This is a genomic window from Jiangella alkaliphila (assembly GCF_900105925.1).
Classification (GTDB): Bacteria; Actinomycetota; Actinomycetes; order Jiangellales; family Jiangellaceae; genus Jiangella; species Jiangella alkaliphila.
The window spans coordinates 1960396-1978438 of the sequence record NZ_LT629791.1; the positions used below are offsets into that span (position 1 = coordinate 1960396).

Here is an 18043-nt window from a genome sequence, read left to right on the forward strand (position 1 = left end):
GTCTCGCGGGTTTCCGCCGTCAACGACCGACGCCGGCCGCGCGCTGCCGCTCCAGCGCGGCCTGCAGCCGGGCGGTGTCCTCCAACACGTAGTCATCGACCATGCGGCCCCACCGGATCCGGACCCACTGCACGCCCTCGTTCGTGTACGCGCTGCCGTCGGCGAGTGTGGCGCTGACGGTGAGCCGCACCACGACGGTGGTGTTCCACGGCCAGCCCTTGACGACGATCTCGGTGGCCCGCAGCCGGAGGCCGGGCAGCGCCTCGCCCGCCTGGGCGAACCAGCGGGCGAACTCGTCGCGCCCGCGCAGGTCGGCGCCGAACGAGGAGTCGCCGACGAAGCGGAACCGGACGTCGGGCGCCGCCTGAGCCACGGCGAGCTGGTAGTCACCGGTCTCGGCGACGCGCTCCCAGAGCCGGCGCACCTTGGCCCGGACGATCGTGTGATACACGGCGCCTCCTTCTCGCTTGCGGCTTGCAAGTAACCCTAGAGCTCACGACTTGCGAACCGCAAGCGACTAGGCTGCCGGGGTGGACAGAGACCGTTTCGCCTCCATCTCCTGCTCCGTCGCCCGCGCGTCCGGCGTCGTCGCCGACCCGTGGGCGCTGCTCGTGCTGCGCGACCTCTTCCTCGGCCTGACGCGCTACGACGAGCTGCGCCGCGACCTCGGCGTCGCCACGAACGTGCTGGCCGACCGCCTCGACCGGCTGGTCGACGCCGGGCTGGTGGTCCGCGCGGCGTACCAGCAGGCGCCGGTGCGACACGAGTACCGGCTGACCGAGGCCGGCCACGACCTCTACGGCGTCGTCGTCGCGCTGATGGCGTGGGGCGACCGGCACCTCGCGCCGGACGGCCCGCCGATGCTGCTCGTCCACGACGTCTGCGGCCACCGGACCACCCCGGTCGTCGCCTGTGATCGGTGCGGCGGCGAGCTGACGAACGACGAGGTCAGCGTGCGGCCGGGGCCGGGTGGCCGACATGCGCCGGGCACCGCCGTCGTGGCCGAGCGGTTGACCGGTAGCGTGACAGGGTGACCGAGCAGGCATTCGTCATCGTCGGCGGGGGACTCGCCGCGGCCAAGGGCGCCGAGGCGCTCCGCGACCAGGGATATGACGGCCCGCTGGTGCTCATCGGCGACGAGCCCGACCGCCCCTACGAGCGCCCGCCGCTGTCCAAGGACTACCTGCTCGGCAACGCCGAACGCGACAGCGCGTTCGTCCACGACGCCGGCTGGTACGCCGAGCACGACGTCGACCTGCGGCTGGGCACCACGGTGGTCGAGATCGACCCGCGCACGCACACCGTCGTCCAGGACGACGGCGGCACCGTGCGCTACGCCAAGCTGCTGCTGGCCACCGGTTCCAGCCCGCGTCGCCTGACCATCCCCGGCGCCGACGCCGCCCGCGTCCACTACCTGCGCCGGCTGCCCGACTCCGACGCCATCAAGGCGACCATCGCGTCGGTGCGGCGGCTGCTGGTCGTCGGCGGCGGCTGGATCGGTCTCGAGGTCGCCGCCGCGGCCCGCACGTCCGGCGTCGAGGTCACCATCGTCGAGGCGCAGGAGCTGCCGCTGCTCGGCCCGCTCGGCCCCGAGCTGGCCCGCGTCTTCGCCGACCTGCACACCGAGCACGGCGTCACGCTGCGCACCGGCGTCGGCGTCGAGCGGTTCACGGTCGACGCCGACGGCGTCAGCGGCGCGGTGCTCGGCGACGAGAGCCGCATCGAGGCCGACGCCGTCGTCGTCGGCATCGGCGCCGCCCCCAACCTGCAGCTGGCCGCGGCGGCCGGGCTGCGCGTGCACTCGGGGGTCGTCGTCGACGCCCGGCTGCAGAGCAGCGACCCCGACATCGTCGTCGCCGGTGACATCGCCGAGGCCGACCACCCGCTGCTCGGGCCGGGCATCCGGGTCGAGCACTGGGCCAACGCGCTCAACCAGCCGGCGGTCGCGGCGTCGACGATGCTCGGCGGCGACGCCGTCTACGACGAGCTGCCGTACTTCTACACCGACCAGTACGACCTCGGCATGGAGTTCTTCGGCCTGGTCACGCCGGACAACTACGACGACGTCGTCTACCGCGGCGTCGTCGCGGCGCGCGAGTTCGTCTCGTTCTGGCTGCGCGACGGCCGAGTCGTCGCCGGCATGAACGTCAACGTCTGGGACATCGGCGACCCGATCAAGGCGCTGATCCGGTCCGGCCGGCCGGTCGACGTCGCGCGGCTCACCGACGTCGACGTGCCGCTCGAGCAGGTCGCGGGGACGTAGCGGAGTCGTGCGCGACGTCACGGCCCGCCGGCTCTCCCGCCTGCACATCGCGCTCTACCGCGCGACCCGCGGGGTGCTCGGCCGGCGGCTGGTGCGCAACGACATGCTGCTGCTCACCACGACCGGGTCGCGCAGCGGCCGGCGGCACACCGTCCCGCTGCTCTACCTGCACGACGACCAGCAGCTGGTGGTGATCGCGTCGTGGGGCGGCCGGCCACACCACCCACAGTGGTACACGAACCTCGTCGCGCACCCCGACGTCACCGTGCAGGTGCGCAGTCGCCGCTGGCGGGCCCGGGCACGTACGGCGACCCCGGACGAGCGGGCGGTGTGGTGGCCACGCGTGCTGGCCACCTACAAGGGCTACCGGCTCTACGAGTCCAACACCGACCGCGTCATCCCGGTCGTGCTGCTGCGCCCGCCGGCGCCGCCGTCGTCCTGACCGGTGCGGAGGGTGAGCGCGAGCAGCCCGGCCACCGCGAGCGCCGCGGCCGCCGCCCCGTAGCCGACGACGGGATCGACCAGCGCACCACCGGTCGCCGCGGCGGCCGCCAGCGCGCCGAGGGTGGCCAGGCCGGCCGCTGCCCCGATCTCCTGTGACGTGTTGACCAGCCCCGACGCCCGGCCGTGGTGCTGCTCCGGTACGGCGGTCGCCAGCGCGAAGGTCGGCGCGTACGAGAGTCCACTGCCGATCGCCAGCAGTGTGAGCCCGGGCAGCACCCCCGTCCAGTAGTCGTCGGCAACGCCCGCGGTCACCGCCAGCAGCCCCGTCCCCGCCACCCCGAGTGCCGCCCCCGCAACCAGTAACCGAGGCGCGCCGAACCGCTCGATCAGCGCGCCGGCCCGCGGCGACACCAGCAGCACGATGACGGTGATCGGCGCGAACCCCAGCCCGGTCCGCAGCGGCCCGTACCCCATCGTCGTCTGCATGACGAGCGTCGCGACGTACAGCGTCGCACCCAGCGCACCGGCGCTGAGCAGCAACGACGTGTTCGCCACCAGCACCGGCCGGGCGCGCAGCAGGAACCCGGGCACGACGGGGTCGGGGTGGCGCCGCTCGGTGCGCACCAGAGCGGCGACCGCGGCGGTGAGGACGACGGCGACGGCGGCGAGCCCCGCCGCCGGCAGGTCGACCACGTCGGCGAGCAGCAGACTCACGCCGCCGAGCACGACCGTCAGCAGCGCCGCGCCGGCCACGTCCAGCCGCGCGGCGCCGTCGCCCCGCGGCGGGCGCACGGACGGCACAACCCGGAGCATCGCCACGATCGCGATCGCCCCGACGGGCAGGTTGACCAGGAAGATGCCGCGCCAGCCCACCGTCTCGGTGATCACGCCGCCGAGCAGCTGCCCGGCGACCGCGCCGGCCGACGCGACCGCCGCCCAGACACCGAGCGCCCGGTTGCGCTCCCGGTCGTCACGGAAGCCGCCGACCAGGAGGGCCAGGGCGTTCGGCGACACCAGCGCGGCGCCCACACCCTGCGCGGCGCGGGCGGCGAACAGCTGCCAGCCGGACTCCGCGAGCGCGCAGGCCAGCGACGCGGCGGTGAACACGGCCAGCCCGGCGACCAGCAGCCGGCGCCGTCCGTACAGGTCGCCGAGGCGGCCGGCCAGGATCAGCAGGCTGCCGAACGTCACGGTGTAGGCGACGCCGGTCAGCTGGAGGGACCGCGGGGCGATGCCGAGGTCGGCCTGGATGGCCGGGACCGCGACGTTGACGATGACGACGTCGATGATCAGCACGAACTGGGCCGCGCAGAGCACGGCGAGCAGGGTGGCGTTCCGCCTGGTTTCCGAATGCACATTCGGATAGTAGCTCGTTTCCGAACTGTGATTCAATAACCGACATGGGACGGCCGCGCAAGGTCACCGACGAGCAGCTGATGGCCGCCTGCGGCCGTGCCATCGGGCGGTACGGCCCGCGCTTCACGCTCGCCCAGGTCGCGCACGAGGCGGGCGTCGCGACGGCCACCGTCGCCGAGCGGTTCGGGTCCAAGCAGGCGCTGCTCGAGACGATGCTGACCACGGAGAACGCTGGCCTGGCGGACCGGATGCGGGCGGCGGCGCGCGCGGCCGGCGCTTCCGGTGCGGCCGGCGGGCAGGTCGGCGCCTTGCGGGCGGCCGCGCTCGTGGGCGCCGAGCAGGTCGCCGACGCCGCGACCGCCGCCAACCACCTGGCCCAGCTCGGCGCCGACCTCGCCGACCCGGCGCTGCGAGCGGGCGTCGCCGAGCAGCGCGACCTCGTCCGGGGCGTCCTCACGGAGCTGGCGGCCGACGCCGCGGGCGCGGGGGAGCTGCCCAGGGCGCCGTCGCCCGAGGTCGCCGCCCGGGTGCTGGCGGCGCTGGTGCACGGCGCGCAGGTCGATTGGGCGATGCGCCCGGACGGGTCGCTGATCGACCGGCTGCTCGCCGACGTCGACGCGGTCCTGTCGGCCTGGGGGCGCTGACGATCGAGCGGGCGAGGACTGTCGGACCCGCGTGGCAGGGTGGACGGCATGGATCGTTCGTACGTGGTGACCGGCGGCGGCCGCGGCGTGGGCCGGGCCGTCGTGGAACGGCTGCTCGACGCCGGCGGCACAGTCGTGGCGCTCGATCTCGACCCGACGGCGCTGGCCTGGCTGCGCGACCACCCGGCCGGGAAGCGGGCCCTGGCGGTGGCCGGCAGCGCGTCCGACGACGGCGTTGCCTGGCACGCCGCCGACCTCGCCGAGTCGGCCGCGCCGCTGGCCGGCTGGGTGAACAACGCGGCGGTGTTCCGCGACGCGTCGGTGCACACGACCGACGCGGCCGAGACATCGCGGCTCATCGCGCTCAACCTCGACCCCGTGGTGGTGGGCTCCACCACGGCGGTGCGCCGCTTCCTCGCGCACGGCCAGGGCGGCGCCATCGTCAACGTGTCGTCGCACCAGGCGCAGCGGGCGGTGCCCGGCTCGCTGCCATATGCCACGGCCAAGGCGGCGATCGAGGGGCTGACCAGGGCGCTGGCGGTCGAGTACGGCGGTCGCGGCATCCGCGCCAACGCCGTCGCGCTGGGGTCCATCGCCACCGAGCGCTACGACGCCTTCATCGCCTCGCTGTCGCCGTCGGCGGCCGCCGAGGTCGAGGCGCAGCTGCGCCAGCTGCACCCCGTCGGCCGGGTCGGGCGGGTCGACGAGGTCGCCGCCGTCGTCGCGCACCTGCTGTCCGACGACGCGTCGTTCGTCAACGGGGCGACGGTGCCGGTCGACGGCGGGCGGGCGGCGCTGGGCCTCGACCCGGAGGCGCCCGCGTAGCGGCCTACATGTCGGCGGGGTCCAGCACTCGGCGCACCTCGACGAGGTCCAGCGCGGCCTCCGGGATGAGCGCCGCGATCTCCGTCGCCCGCTCCACGCTCGCGCAGTCGACCAGGTAGTAGCCGGCCAGCACCTCTTTGGCCTCGGTGAACGGGCCGTCGGTGACCGCCGGCACGCCGTCGCGGACGCGTACCGTGCGGGCCGCCTCGACGGTCAGTCCGGACGACGCGACGTACTCGCCCGACGCGACCAGCTGATCGGTCAGTGCGTGGTGGGCGCGCATGAGGTCGTCGCCCACCTTGTCGCCGTCGTAGATGCGCTGCCAGGTCTCGTCGGTTCCGTAGATGAGCATCATGTACTTCACGAACGGCAGCATAGGGTTGATTCCTGTGGTGCGGCCGAACAGCACGGTGGTGGCGATCGTCGGCGACGAGTCCGGGCGGGTGGTGGCCGGGCTCGACGGGCTGGCGAATGTCCGGGCCGTCCCGCGGGCGCCCGGCGACGACGCCGACCTGCGGGTCCGCGCGGCCGTCGCCCAGTCGCACGCCGCCTACGTCGTGCACGACGTCGACCCGCTGGCCGAGGTCGGCGCCGCCTGGGCGGGGTTCTTCGACCGGACCGTGCCGGCCGGGACGCTGGAGGTCGCGGTCGAGGCGGCGCTGCGGTCGCTGCGCACCGAGGCCACGGCGCTGCCCGACTACTACGTCGTGCTCGATCCTGACGCGCTCCCGGAGACCCGGCGGCACTGGTGGTTCGGGGTGCTCGCGGGCGCCTCGCCGAACCGGGTCGTGCCGGCCGCCGCCGACGTCGCGACCGTCCGCGACACGATCGCCGCTCTGCGCTCCGGCCGCTGGTGGCCGGACCCGCCGGACGAGTGGCTGCACGGCTTCGGCCGGGTCGTCCCCGACCGCGCCGTCCTCTCCGCCGGCTGACCCCCGGTCCCGCACCCCGCTCGCCCGCCGCACCCCTCCCGAGAAGTTGATCTTGGAGTAACCGCGGAATCAATCGGTCATTTCGCCCGGCAACTCCTCGGTTTCTCCAAGATCAACGCGGGTTGGGGGCTATTGACAAATCTGATTGTCAATTCGACGATGGGGGCATGGCGGCGATCACGTATCTCGAGGAGCCCGGTGAGGTGCGGGTCGCGCTCGCCCCGCCGCGACGCGAGCTGCTGACCCGGCTGCGAGAGCCGGCGTCGGCCACCCAGCTGGCGGCGTCGCTCGGCCTGCCGCGGCAGCGGGTCAACTACCACCTGCGCGTGCTCGAGGCGGCCGGGCTGGTCGAGCTGGTCGAGGAGCGGCGGCGGCGCGGCTGCGTCGAGCGGATCCTGCGGGCCAAGCCGGGCGCGGTCGTCGTCGATCCCGCCGTCATGTCCGCCGATCATGGGCGGGTCGCGCTCGCACAGGACCAGTACGCCGCCGAGCACCTGGTCGGCGTCGCGGCCGGCACCGTCCGCGACGTCGCCCGCATGCAGGCGCGGGCCGAGGAGGCCGGCCAGCGGCTGCTGACGTTCACCATCGAGGCCGAGGTCCGGTTCGCCGCGCCCGGCGACATGCACAGCTTCACCGACGAGCTGACCGAGGCCGTGCGGCAGGTGGTCGCCCGGTTCGACACCGAGGGCGGCCGCCCGCACCGGCTGGTCGCCGGCGGCTACCCCGCGCCCGCCTCGCAGACCCCAGAGGAGACCGCATCATGACCGACCAGGAGCGCCCCGTCATCCAGGTGACCGTCGCCGCGCCCGTCGACGAGGTGTGGCGCGCGCTGCGCGAGAAGGACCGCATCAGGCACTGGCACGGCTGGGACACGCCCGGCCTGGACGACGAGATCGACCTCATCTACTTCCAGAGCTTCATCGAGGACGCGCAGGCGCGGACGCTCGGTGTGCAGGAGGGCGACCAGATCGTCGTCGAGCCGGCCGGCGACGGCACCCGGGTCACGCTGACCAGGGCGCCGCGCGGCGTCAGCCCCGAGTGGGACGCCTACTACGACGACATCACCGAGGGCTGGACGACGTTCCTGCAGCAGCTGCGCTTCTACCTGGAACGACAGCCGGACGCGCCGCGGCGCACCGCGTTCCTCGCCGGCACGACCGCCGGCGCGCCGGAGCTGATCGGCGAGCTCGGCCTCGTCGACGTCGCCGCGCTGCCGGCCGGGTCGGCGTACCGGGCCACGCTGGCCGGCCAGGAGGTCGCCGGTTCGGTGTGGTTCCGGTCCGCGCACCAGCTCGGGCTGACGGTCGACGCGTGGGGCGAGGGGCTGGTCGTGGTCGCGTTCGTCCCGCCCGGTGACGAGAAGCCGGACGGCTCGGCGATGGCGGTGCTCAGCACGTTCGGTCTCGACGACGCCGCGTTCACCGAGCTGGACGACCGGTGGTCGGCCTGGTGGGGTGTGCGCTACCCGGCGCCGGCCTGACGCGCCCCGTACGCGCGCACCTTGGCGATGCTGCCGCAGGACCGGCCGTCCGGGCCGACCGCGGATCAGGCACCAGCGCTTGCTGCCGTTGCGGGTGCCGTCGGCGGCCGCGCGGAGGTCGTCGCGCAGCCACCGGATACCGGCGTTAACTGGCGTTCATGATGACCGGTGACATGGAGCTGATGTGGTCGGCGCTGGCCTGGCCGGCCACCGAGCATCTGGTGCTGCGGGTGGACGGCGACGGCGTGCGCGCCGACGGGGTCATCGTCGCGCTGGACGGACGGCCGACGCGGCTGGCGTACGCCATCGAGGCCGGGCCGGACTGGACGGTGCGCCGGCTGACGCTGGCGCCGTACGGCGAGCCCGGCCTGGTTCTCGACCGGCGCGCCGACGGCCGCTGGTTCGACGGCGACGGCGCCGGGCGGGCCGACCTCGCCGGGTGCGTCGATGTCGACATCGCGCTGACCCCGTTCACCAACACGCTGCCGATCCGCCGGCTGGGCCTGGGCGTCGGCGTGGCGGCCGACGTACGGCTCGTCTACGTGCAGGTCGACCAAGGCCTGACCGCGGACGCGGTGGACCAGCGGTACGAGCGGCTGGGCCCGGACGTCTACCGGTACTCCTCCGGCGACTTCACCGCCGACCTGACGGTGGACGGCGACGGGCTGGTCACCGACTACCCGGACCTGTGGCGGCGGCTGGCCTGACCGGCGGATAGGCGGGGTCGAGCGGCCCGGCGGCGAACTCCGCGGCGAACCGGTCGTGGCCGACGAGGGCGACGGCCGTAGCGGTGATGCGGTCGACGTCGCCGCGTTCGGCGGGCGGGAGCGGCGCTCCGGCCCCGTCGCGGGCGGCCGCCGCCGCGCCGAGCAGCCGGGCCGCACCCGCGCCGTCACCCGTCGACGCGTGGACGCCGGCCAGGCCCTCCAGCGCCAGTGCGACGGCGCGCGGATCGCCGGCCGACCGCGCCGCCGCGAGGCCGTCCAGGTGCAGCGACCGTGCCGCGTCGGCGTCGCCACGCAGTTCGGCGACGAAGCCCAGCTCGGCCAGGATGAGCGCCGCGCCCAGGTCGCCGTCGGCGTCGAGGCACCAGTCCAGCCAGGCGCGCAGGTGCCGCTCTGCGTCGTCCAGCCGGCCCTGCCTCCGGGCCGACAACGCGAGCCCGACCTCGGCGAACTGCTCCCCCCGCCGGTGCGCGTGCCGGGCCGCGAGCACCCGCGCCCGCTCGTGCAGCTCGTCGGCGGCCGCGAGGTCGCCGCGCAGCAGCGCGATGCGTCCCCGCCCGGCCAGCCGCGCCGACAGCTCGGTGGCCAGGCCCAGCTCGGTCGCGATGCGCACGCCCTCCTCGTGCAGGGCGGCGGCGCGGTCGTAGTCGCCGCGGATCTCGGCGTGGCCGGCCAGTGTGTCGGTGACGCGCAGCAGGCCCCAGCGATCGCCCAGCTCGCGGAAGATCGTGGCCGCCTCCTCCGCCGACCGCACTCCGGCGTCGGCGGATCCGAGCGGACGGGCGAGGTCCGCGCGCAGGCTGAGCGTGGCCGCCGTCCCCCAGCGGTCGCCGAGCCGCCGGAACGTGGTCAGCGCCGCCGCCACCCGCCGGACGTGCACGGACCGGTCGCCGACGCCGGCCAGCCCGAGGCTGAGGAACCAGCGCGCCCAGGCCAGCCCGGCCTCGTCGCCGTCGAACCCGGACAGGACGGCGTCGGCGTGCGCCGCCGCGGCCGGATCGTCGCCGAGGTGGACGGCGAACCCGGCGGCCCAGACCCTGACGCGTGCCCGAAGCCCGGCCGGCCCGGCGCCGTCGACGGCGAGCGCGGCCGCCGCCGACCGCCGTCCCTCGCTCAGCCGGCCGCGCAGGAACCAGTACCAGCCCAGCGCGTCGGCCAGCCGCAGCGCCGGCTCGGCGGCTCCCTCCCGGACGGCGTCGTCGAGCGCGGCGCGCAGGCTCGCCGACTCCGCGTCGAGCACGTCCAGCCAGTGCCGCTGGTCCGGGCCGCGCAGGCCGGCGTCGGCGCGGATCGCGACGGCCAGTAGATGGTCGCGGTGCCGTTGCCTGACGGCGCCCAGCTCGCCCGCGGCGCGGAGCTGCTCGCCCGCGTACGCGGCGACCGACTCCAGCGGCCGGTAGCGCGGCCCGGCGGGTGACGAGACGACGGCGAGCAGCGACCGGTCCACCAGCCGGCTCAGCAGCCCGGCGACGGCGGCCGGCGTGACGTCGGGACCGGCGGCGATCGCCTCGGCACCGGCGAGGTCGCAGCCGTCGGCCGGGACCGCGAGCCGCCGCAGCACCGTCCGCTCCGACTCGGTGAGCAGCTCCCAGCTCCAGTCGATCATCGCCCGCAGCGTCCGCTGCCGCTCCGGCCCGCCGCGCTGCCCGGCGAGCAGCTCGAACCGGTGGTCCAGCCGGGCCAGCAGATCGCGCTCGCCGAGCGCTCGGACCCGCGTGGCGGCCAGCTCCAGCGCCAGCGGCAGCCCGTCCAGCCGCCGGCAGATCTCCGCGACGATGCCGCGGTCCAGCTCGCGGCCGGTCGCGGCGGCGTCGGCTCGGGCCAGGAACAGCTCGACGGCGTCGGTGCCGGGGTCGAGCGGCGCGACCGGCACGACGACCTCGCCGGGCCGGCCGAGCGGGAGCTGGCTGGTGGCGAGGATCCGGACCGCGGGCGCGGCGTCCAGCACCCGCGCGACGACCTGTGCGGCGGCATCGGCGACGTGCTCGCAGTTGTCCAGCACCAGCAGCAGTTCGCGGGTGCGCAGCGCCGCGGCCAGTCCGGCGACGGGGTCCGGCCCGGCGTCGGCGCGGAGCTGGAGGACTCCGGCGATCGACTCGGCGACCGTCTGCTCGTCGGCGCCCGGACGCAGGCCGGCCAGCTCGACCAGCCAGGCGCCGTCCCGCGGGGTGGACGTGCGCGCCGCGACCTCGATGCCCAGCCGGGTCTTGCCGACCCCGCCCGGTCCGGTCAGCGTCACCAGCCGGTACGCGGCGAGCTGCCGGGCGGCGTCGTCGATCGCCGTCGCCCGGCCGACCAGCGGGGTGAGCGGGGCGGGCAGATTGCCCGCGGGCTCGGCGTCACGGCGTGGCTGGGCGCCGGACAGCGCCGGGTCCTGCGCGAGGACGGCGGCGTGCAGCCGCTCCAGGTCCGGCGACGGGTCGACGCCGAGCTCGTCGGCCAGCCGTTCCCTCAGGTCGGCGAGGCTCGCCAGCGCGTCGCCCTGGCGGCCGGCGCCGTAGAGGGCCCGGACGTGCGCCGCCCGCAGCCGCTCCCGTAGCGGCTCCGCACCCACCCACCGCACCAGCTCGCCGGCCAGCGCGCCGTACGCCGCCGGACCGCCGCCATCGCCGGCCACCTCCAGTCGCGCCTCCGCCCACTCCTCGACCGTCACCAGCCGGAGCTCCTCCAGCTGCCGGATCGCCGGCGCCAGCGCGCCCGCGTCCTCCACGTCGGCGAAGGCCGCACCGCGCCAGAGCTCCAGCGCCTCGCGCAGCAGCGCCGACCGTGCGCCGGCGTCGTCGTGCGCCCGCGCCCGCCCGACCAGCGCGGTGAACCGGCCAGCGTCGACGTCGTCGGTGGAGGCGTGCACCTGGTACCCGGCCGGCCGGTACGTCACCAGCTCGGTGCCGACCGCCCGCCGCAGCAGCGACACCTTGGTCTGCAGCGCGCCGAGCGGGCGGGCCGGTGGCGTGTCGCCCCACAGCGCGTCGACGAGGCGGTCGGCCGAGACGGTGCGGCCGCGGTGCGCCAGCAGGACCGCGAGCAGCAGCCGGACCTTCGCCTCCGGGACGCGCACCACGGCGCCGTCGGCCGTGGTGACCTCCAGCGGCCCGAGCACCCCGAAACGCACGCCATCACGCTAGCCGAGCCACCCCGCCGGTCGGCCGTGAGCGTTTCGAAAGTGGACGCCCGCACGCTCGGACCATGACCGACCACCACCCCGTCACTGTCATCGGCCTCGGCGCGATGGGCCGCGAGATCGCCCGCGTCCTGCTCGAGGCCGGCCACCCCACGACCGTCTGGAACCGGAACCTGGAGCGCGCCGTCGACCTCGTCAGCCAGGGCGCGACCCGCGCGGACACCGTCGTCGCCGCCGTCGGAGCGAGCCCGCTGGTCCTCGTCTGCGTGCTCGACTACGCCGCGACCCGCGAACTGCTCGAGCCGATCGCCGCCGACCTGGCCGGGCGCACCGTCGTCCAGCTCACGACCGGCACCCCGAAGCAGGCGCGCGAGCTGGCCGAGTGGGCCGCCGGACACGGCATCGACTACGTCGACAGCGGCATGATGGCCACGCCGCCGATGATCGGCCGGCCGGGGTCGACGTTCCTCTACAGCGGCGACGAGGCGGCGTTCGAGCGCTACCGGCCGGCGCTGGACCTGCTCGGCACCAGCCGCTGGTTCGGCGCCGACGCCGGGCTGGCCTCGCTCTACGACCTCGCACTCCTGTCGGGCATGTACACGATGTTCGCCGGGTTCCTGCACGGCGCCGCCATGGTCGGGACGGCGGGTGTGAGCGCCGCTGACTTCGCCGAGTCGGCCGGCGACTGGCTGCGCGCGATGACGGTCTCGCTGCCGTACGCGGCGACGTTCGTCGACAGCGGCGACTACACCACCGACGTGCAGGACGTCGAGTTCAACAAGTCCGCGCTCGACGTGATCGTGCAGGCCAGCATCGACCAGGGCGTCGCGCCCGACCTCGTCGCGCCGATCCACGAGCTGCTCGCGCGGCAGCTGGCCGAGGGGCACGGGAAGGAGGCGTTCGACCGGATCATCGAGAGCATCAGGCCGGCGGTCACTCGGCCGGCGTGATCGCGATGCCGTGGCGCGCCGCGTGCTCCTCGCCCCAGGCGTAGAGGGCCTCGAGCACCGGCGCCAGGCTGCGGCCCTCGTCGGTGAGGTCGTACGTGACCGGCGCGGGAAGGCCGTCGTGGACGGTCCGGGTGACCAGGCCGGCCCGTTCGAGCTCGCGCAGCCGCTGGGTGAGCATCTTCTCGGTCAGGTCGGGCATCCGCCGGCGCAGCTCGCCGTAGCGGTGCACGCCCTCCTTGAGGTGCGCCAGGATCACCGGCGTCCAGCGGCCGCCGATGACGTCGACCGTCACCTCGACCGGGCAGTAGTACCGCGTGCGCGCGACGCTCATCGCCGCCTCACCTCCACGCACCACAAGGTACGTTCTTGCCCGAGACGGCCGGCGGATGGTCGACTGACCCGGTGATCGTCGAGTACCTCCGCTACCGCATTCCCGAACCGTCCGCCGCCGCATTCGAGGCCGCCTACCGCCGCGCCGGCGCCGTCCTCGCCACCGCACCCGAGTGCGTCGACTACGAGCTGACCCGGTGCGTCGACGACCCCGCGCAGTATATCCTGCGCATCCGCTGGAGGTCGGCCGAGGACCACCTGGGCGGGTTCCGTAACGGCCCCGCGTTCGCCGCGTTCTTCGCCGAGATCAAACCGTACGTCGACGCCATCGTGGAGATGCGGCATTACGTGGCCACTGGCGTCGAGGGCCGCGGGGGCGCCGTCCCGACTCTGTACGAGTGGGCCGGCGGCGCAGCGGCGTTCGAGCGGCTGTTCACCGCGTTCTACCAGCGGGTGCGCGAGGACGCCGAGCTGAGCGAGCTGTTCCGCGCCATGGATCCGGAGCATCCGCGGCACGTGGCGGCCTGGCTCGGCGAGGTGTTCGGCGGGCCGGCGGCGTACTCGACGCAGCGCGGCGGGCACCCGCACATGGTCGGCATGCACGTCGGCAAGGGGATCACCGAGCGGCAGCGCCGGCGCTGGGTCGAGCTGCTGCAGGACGCGGCCGACGAGACCGGGCTGCCCGCCGACCCGGAGTTCCGCGCCGCGTTCACCGGCTACGTCGAGTGGGGCAGCCGGATGGCCGTCCTGTTGTCGCAGCCGGACACCCGGCCCGATCCGGACGCGCCGATGCCGGCCTGGACGTGGGCGCTGCCGCCGTGGCAGCCGCCGGCCGGCTGACTCTGGCCCTCTGTCCACGGCGGCGTGGCGGGTCTACCGTGATCACATGTGCAGCTGGGACGACGTCAGCCGCATCGCGACCGCCCTGCCGGACGTGAACGAGCAGACCGGCCGCGACGGCCTGCGCAGCTGGCGGGTGCGCGACAAGTCGTTCGTCTGGGAGCGGCCGCTGCGCAAGGCCGATCTCGCCGCGCTCGGTGACGCCGCTCCGGACGGGCCGATCCTCGGGGCGTGGGTGCCCGACCTCGGGGCCAAGGAGGCGTTCCTCGCCGACGACCCGGAGGTCTTCTTCACGACGCCGCACTTCGACGGGTATCCGGCGGTGCTGGTGCGGCTGGAGCGGATCGACGAGCCCGAGCTGGTCGAGCTGGTGGTCGAGGCCTGGCTGGACCGCGCTCCGGCGAAGGTCGCCCAGGCCTACCTCGACGACGCACGCTGACGACGCGCGCTGACGGCGCCGCCGGTCAGGCCGGCGGCCGGACCCGGATGCCGTCCAGCGCCATGGTCAGGACCCGCTCCAGCTGGGCGGGATCGGCGAACGGGTACATCGTGACGCCGCCGACCAGCCGCAGGACGTCGTCGAAGGAGGCGTCGGGACGCGCCTCGCCGGCGTCCTGGGCGCGGCGCAGCAGCGGCTCGGCGGCGGCGAGGATGGCCTTCCAGCCGCTGGCGAAGACGTCGGACTCGTGGTTGAGCGCCTCGGCGATGGCCTTCTTCGTCGCGGTGTAGCTGACGAACCGGCGCAGCCAGCCGGCCAGTGCCTCCCACGGCGGCAGGTCGGCGAGCTCGGCGGCGGCCCGGCACAGCGTCTCGACCTCGTCGACGTAGACGCTCTCGAACAGATCCCGCCGGGTGGGGAAGTGCCGGTAGAGGGTGCCGATGCCGACGCCGGCCCGGCGGGCGATGTCCTCCAGCGACGCCGAGACGCCGGCCTCGGCGAACGCCTCGCGGGCGGCGGTGAGCAGCTTCTCGTAGTTGCGGCGGGCGTCGGCTCGCTGGGGCCGGCGCGCGAAGACGTCGGGGGCCGCGTCGTCCGCGTTCGTCATGCCGTCACCTCGCTTCAGCGCCCTTGCAAACGGAGGTAACCCTCCGTATGGTGATACGGAGGGTGCCCTCCACCTTACCTGTGGCTCCAGCGAAGGAATCATCACGTCATGAAGATCGGTCTCCAGATTCCCAACTTCACCTGGCCGAACGGCCCCGCCGCGATGGGCGCCGAGCTGGCCGCCGTCGCCCGGACCGCCGATCAGGCCGGGTTCGAGTACGTCGCCGTCATGGACCACTTCTTCCAGATCCGCGGCGTCGGCCCGTCCGAGAACGACATGCTCGAGGCGTACACCGCCCTGGGCTTCCTGGCCGCGCACACCGAGCGGGCCAAGCTGCTTACCGTCATCACCGGCATCCAGTACCGCGAGCCGGGCCTGCTGGCCAAGGCCGTCACCACACTCGACGTGCTGTCCGGCGGCCGGGCGATGCTGGGCATCGGCGCCGGTTGGAACGAGGAGGAGTCGCGCGGCCTGGGCTTCCCGTTCCCGCCCACCGCCGAGCGGTTCGAGCGGCTCGAGGAGGCGCTGCGCTACCTGCTGCAGATGTGGTCCGACGACGAGGGCGCGTTCGACGGCCGGTTCACGAAGGCCGAGCGGCTGCTGAACTCGCCGCAGTCGCTGAGCCGGCCGTACCCGCCGATCATGATCGGCGGCGGTGGCGAGAAGAAGACGCTGCGGCTGGTCGCGCAGTACGCCGACGCCTGCAATCTGTTCAACACGCCGGAGCTGCCGCGCAAGCTCGACGTGCTGCGCCAGCACTGCGCCGACGTCGGCCGCGACTACGACGACATCACCAAGACCGCGTACCACCTGCTCGACGTCGGCGAGAACGGTGAGCGCACGCAGCAGCTGATCGACGAGCTCGGCCGGCTGGCCGAGCTGGGCATCGAGGTCGCGGTCGGGTCGGTGCCGACGGTGCCGCGGCTGGACGCGCTCGAGCGCATCGGCGCCGACGTCATCCCGCAGGTCGAGAAGCTCTGATCGGCGCCGCGGATCAGATGCCGCCGTCGCAGGTCGGCTCGCGCACGCCGGCCTGGATCCACGGCAGGTTGACCTTGCGGAACGCGATCGACCGGTGCGACGTGGAGCTGCTCCCGGTGTTCTCGTTGACCTCGATCAGCGCACCGACGTGGAAGTCGGCGGTCTTCGCGATGCTCGAGTAGCCACCCTCGCGGTAGTTCCCGCCCTCCAGGGGTAGTGGTGCGTCGGAGAACGGCCGGCTGTAGCTCCAGGTCTGGCCCTCGTTCTCGCTCATCCGGATCCGCATTTTGGTGCGGGTCTCGGTGCTGGCCGAGTTCACGAACGCCAGCCGGGCCGGGGCGTCGGCGTTGTAGCGCATCGTCGACGCCTCGTTGAGCGGGTCGAGCAGGCAGCTCGCCGACGCGAACGGGGTGAACGCGCCGCCGATCGTCCCGGTCGAGACCCGGCGACGCTTCGAGGTCTCCCAGGCGCTGGAGACCGGGCGGTCGTTGCGGTACAGCCGGCCGTCGGCCAGTTCGAGGACGGTCGATTCGCCGGTCTGTTCCATCGCCGCGCCCGACGCCGTCTCCATGACGTCGACCTGCCAGGTCTCGCCGTTGTCGTCGCTGTAGATGTTGCGGTGCTGGGCCGGGATGACCAGCCGGCCGGGGTTGCGCACCGTGGTCTGGATGCCGACCCCAGGCCCGACGGCGTCCCAGTTCCAGCTGCGCCCGTCGGCCAGCGTCCGCGGCTTCAGCGTCGCCGACATGTTCACCGGGTCGGACCAGCTGACGCCGTCGTTCGTGCTGTGCGAGAGCCAGACCTGCCGGTCGTCCCACGAGTTGACCGGGCTCGACCCGACCGGCTGGTGGTTCATGAACAGCCAGATCGTCCCGGTCTCGCGGTCGACGACGGCGGTCGGGTTGCCCCACGTGCCCTGGCCGGCGCCGACGACCTCGGACAGCCGCGACCACGTGGCGCCGTCGTTGGTGGAGCGCTTGTAGAGCAGGTTGATGTTGCCGAAGTCCTGGTTGTTCGCGGCCCGGCCCTCGGCGAACGCGATGAGGGTGTTCTCGGTTGTGCGGACCAGCGACGGGATGCGGAACGAGTGGTACGTGATCCCGTTGAGGACCTCGCCGCCACCGCCGTCGAAGATGATCTTCTCGCTGTGCGACGGCGCGGCGGCCGGCGCCGCGGCCGCCGTCGCCGCTGTCGGTGGTGGGACGGACAGGGCTGCCGCGGCGACCGCGGCGATGATCGTTCCGGTCAGGACCACGCCGCTCAGCCTCATCGCCCGCACCCTTCATGACCGTCGCACTGACGGGATGAAATGTACCGGGATATCGGCTTATTGGATAGGCCCGAGGAAGGCACCGCCACTGGCGTCGACGATGTTCGCGGTGATCCAGCGCGCGTCGTCGGAGACGAGGAACGCGACGGCGTCGGCGATCTCCTCCGGCCGCCCGATGCGACGCAGCGCCGTCAGCCCGCTGAGGTAGTCGCGGACCGCCGGATCGTGGAACGCGGCGTTGATGTTCGAGTCGGTGGCGCCCGGCGCGACGGCGTTGACGGTGATGCCGCGGGCGCCGAGCTGCTGGGCCAGCGTCCGGGTCATCACCTCGATGGCGCCCTTGCTCATGGCGTACGCGACCTGGTGCGGCAGCGCGGCCCGGGTGGCGACCGACGAGACGCTGACGATCCGGCCGCCGTCCGGCATCAGCCGCAGTGCTCGCTGGACGATCAGCAGCGGCGCCTTGACGTTGACGGCGAACACCGCGTCGATCTGCTGCGCCGTCACAGCCTCGATGGTGCCCTCGAACAGCGCCTCGAGGTCGCCGTAGGCGGCGTTGTTCACCAGGATGTCCAGCGGCCGTTCCCCGAGGCCCGCGGCGAGCTCGTCGAACAGCGCGCCGACCGCGTCGTCGGGGCCCAGCTTCGCCCGGACGGCGAACGCGCCGCCGCCGTCGCGCTCGATGTCCGCGACGGTCTCCTTCGCGGCGTCCTCCCGCTCGCCGTAGTGGACCGCGACGGTCGCGCCGTCCCGGCCCAGTCGCAGCGCGATCGCCCGCCCGATGCCCCGCGAGGCGCCGGTGACCAGCGCCGTCTTTCCCGTGAGTCGTGTCATGA

General features: G+C 74.2%; 21 protein-coding genes. 13 read left to right on the forward strand and 8 right to left on the reverse strand.

Going from position 1 to position 18043, the window contains the following annotated elements; genetic code table 11:
* Nucleotides 1-19: 19 nt before the first annotated feature.
* Nucleotides 20-451: a nuclear transport factor 2 family protein gene (locus BLV05_RS09225; protein ID WP_052762704.1), complete on the reverse strand. Its 432-nt coding sequence runs from the start codon at nt 449-451 to the stop codon at nt 20-22.
* A 79-nt stretch (nt 452-530) separates the two neighbouring features.
* Between BLV05_RS09225 and BLV05_RS09230 the strand changes: the two genes are divergently transcribed.
* The 3 genes from BLV05_RS09230 to BLV05_RS09240 are packed head-to-tail and all read left to right on the forward strand — an operon-like array spanning nt 531 to nt 2705.
* Nucleotides 531-1034 carry a winged helix-turn-helix transcriptional regulator gene (locus BLV05_RS09230; RefSeq protein WP_046770242.1) on the forward strand — a complete coding sequence of 168 codons (504 nt, stop codon included), beginning with the start codon at nt 531-533 and terminating at the stop codon, nt 1032-1034.
* Nucleotides 1031-2263 (forward strand): NAD(P)/FAD-dependent oxidoreductase, encoded by a 1233-nt coding sequence (locus BLV05_RS09235; RefSeq protein ID WP_046770243.1) that lies wholly within the window; start codon nt 1031-1033, stop codon nt 2261-2263. Before BLV05_RS09230 ends, BLV05_RS09235 begins: the two co-directional genes overlap by 4 nt.
* Nucleotides 2264-2270: 7 nt before the next feature.
* Nucleotides 2271-2705, forward strand: a complete 435-nt coding sequence (locus tag BLV05_RS09240; protein WP_046770244.1) for a nitroreductase/quinone reductase family protein — start codon at nt 2271-2273, stop codon at nt 2703-2705.
* Here the strand turns inward: BLV05_RS09240 and BLV05_RS09245 are convergent.
* Nucleotides 2636-4063 carry an MFS transporter gene (locus tag BLV05_RS09245; RefSeq protein ID WP_046770245.1) on the reverse strand — a complete coding sequence of 476 codons (1428 nt, stop codon included), beginning with the start codon at nt 4061-4063 and terminating at the stop codon, nt 2636-2638. The genes BLV05_RS09240 and BLV05_RS09245 overlap by 70 nt on opposite strands.
* Before the next feature lie 44 nt (nt 4064-4107).
* Between BLV05_RS09245 and BLV05_RS09250 the strand changes: the two genes are divergently transcribed.
* Nucleotides 4108-4707: a TetR family transcriptional regulator gene (locus BLV05_RS09250; RefSeq protein ID WP_046770246.1), complete on the forward strand. Its 600-nt coding sequence runs from the start codon at nt 4108-4110 to the stop codon at nt 4705-4707.
* A 48-nt stretch (nt 4708-4755) separates the two neighbouring features.
* Nucleotides 4756-5532: an SDR family NAD(P)-dependent oxidoreductase gene (locus BLV05_RS09255; RefSeq protein ID WP_046770339.1), complete on the forward strand. Its 777-nt coding sequence runs from the start codon at nt 4756-4758 to the stop codon at nt 5530-5532.
* A 4-nt stretch (nt 5533-5536) separates the two neighbouring features.
* On the opposite strand, the gene BLV05_RS09260 is transcribed toward BLV05_RS09255, so the two are convergent.
* Nucleotides 5537-5887, reverse strand: a complete 351-nt coding sequence (locus BLV05_RS09260; protein ID WP_152690882.1) for a YciI family protein — start codon at nt 5885-5887, stop codon at nt 5537-5539.
* 34 nt (nt 5888-5921) lie between these two features.
* Between BLV05_RS09260 and BLV05_RS09265 the strand changes: the two genes are divergently transcribed.
* From BLV05_RS09265 to BLV05_RS09280, 4 genes are all read left to right on the forward strand, one after another.
* The gene (locus BLV05_RS09265; protein ID WP_046770247.1) at nt 5922-6464 is read left to right on the forward strand and encodes a hypothetical protein; all 543 of its coding nucleotides are present in this window, start codon (nt 5922-5924) and stop codon (nt 6462-6464) included.
* A 167-nt stretch (nt 6465-6631) separates the two neighbouring features.
* A complete protein-coding gene (locus tag BLV05_RS09270; protein WP_046770248.1) occupies nt 6632-7228 on the forward strand; it encodes an ArsR/SmtB family transcription factor in 597 nt (198 codons plus the stop codon).
* Nucleotides 7225-7944, forward strand: a complete 720-nt coding sequence (locus tag BLV05_RS09275) for an SRPBCC family protein (RefSeq protein WP_046770249.1) — start codon at nt 7225-7227, stop codon at nt 7942-7944. Before BLV05_RS09270 ends, BLV05_RS09275 begins: the two co-directional genes overlap by 4 nt.
* A 158-nt stretch (nt 7945-8102) precedes the next feature.
* Nucleotides 8103-8651, forward strand: a complete 549-nt coding sequence (locus BLV05_RS09280) for a putative glycolipid-binding domain-containing protein (RefSeq protein ID WP_063932591.1) — start codon at nt 8103-8105, stop codon at nt 8649-8651.
* Here the strand turns inward: BLV05_RS09280 and BLV05_RS09285 are convergent.
* Nucleotides 8614-11781 carry an ATP-binding protein gene (locus BLV05_RS09285; RefSeq protein ID WP_046770250.1) on the reverse strand — a complete coding sequence of 1056 codons (3168 nt, stop codon included), beginning with the start codon at nt 11779-11781 and terminating at the stop codon, nt 8614-8616. The genes BLV05_RS09280 and BLV05_RS09285 overlap by 38 nt on opposite strands.
* A 74-nt stretch (nt 11782-11855) precedes the next feature.
* Here BLV05_RS09285 and BLV05_RS09290 point away from each other — a divergent pair, with 74 nt between their 5' ends.
* On the forward strand, nt 11856-12740 hold the full coding sequence (locus BLV05_RS09290; protein ID WP_046770251.1) for an NAD(P)-dependent oxidoreductase: 885 nt from the start codon (nt 11856-11858) through the stop codon (nt 12738-12740).
* Here the strand turns inward: BLV05_RS09290 and BLV05_RS09295 are convergent.
* Nucleotides 12724-13071, reverse strand: coding sequence for a winged helix-turn-helix transcriptional regulator (locus BLV05_RS09295; RefSeq protein WP_046770252.1), 348 nt, complete (start codon nt 13069-13071; stop codon nt 12724-12726). The two genes, BLV05_RS09290 and BLV05_RS09295, sit on opposite strands and share 17 nt — an antisense overlap.
* A gap of 71 nt (nt 13072-13142) precedes the next feature.
* Here BLV05_RS09295 and BLV05_RS09300 point away from each other — a divergent pair, with 71 nt between their 5' ends.
* Together BLV05_RS09300 and BLV05_RS09305 are read left to right on the forward strand one after the other, a co-directional pair.
* On the forward strand, nt 13143-13910 hold the full coding sequence (locus BLV05_RS09300; protein WP_046770253.1) for a globin domain-containing protein: 768 nt from the start codon (nt 13143-13145) through the stop codon (nt 13908-13910).
* Between the two features lie 46 nt (nt 13911-13956).
* Nucleotides 13957-14349 (forward strand): MmcQ/YjbR family DNA-binding protein, encoded by a 393-nt coding sequence (locus BLV05_RS09305; protein WP_046770254.1) that lies wholly within the window; start codon nt 13957-13959, stop codon nt 14347-14349.
* Between the two features lie 25 nt (nt 14350-14374).
* Here BLV05_RS09305 and BLV05_RS09310 read toward each other — a convergent pair whose 3' ends face one another.
* On the reverse strand, nt 14375-14956 hold the full coding sequence (locus BLV05_RS09310; protein WP_046770255.1) for a TetR/AcrR family transcriptional regulator: 582 nt from the start codon (nt 14954-14956) through the stop codon (nt 14375-14377).
* A 108-nt stretch (nt 14957-15064) separates the two neighbouring features.
* Between BLV05_RS09310 and BLV05_RS09315 the strand changes: the two genes are divergently transcribed.
* Nucleotides 15065-15937 carry an LLM class F420-dependent oxidoreductase gene (locus BLV05_RS09315; protein WP_046770256.1) on the forward strand — a complete coding sequence of 291 codons (873 nt, stop codon included), beginning with the start codon at nt 15065-15067 and terminating at the stop codon, nt 15935-15937.
* Between the two features lie 13 nt (nt 15938-15950).
* Here the strand turns inward: BLV05_RS09315 and BLV05_RS09320 are convergent, their stop codons facing one another.
* Both BLV05_RS09320 and BLV05_RS09325 read right to left on the reverse strand, forming a co-directional pair.
* Complete coding sequence (locus tag BLV05_RS09320) at nt 15951-17207, reverse strand: sialidase family protein (protein ID WP_052762706.1); 1257 nt, start codon at nt 17205-17207, stop codon at nt 15951-15953.
* 57 nt (nt 17208-17264) lie between these two features.
* The gene (locus BLV05_RS09325; protein WP_046770257.1) at nt 17265-18041 is read right to left on the reverse strand and encodes an SDR family oxidoreductase; all 777 of its coding nucleotides are present in this window, start codon (nt 18039-18041) and stop codon (nt 17265-17267) included.
* Nucleotides 18042-18043: the final 2 nt, after the last annotated feature.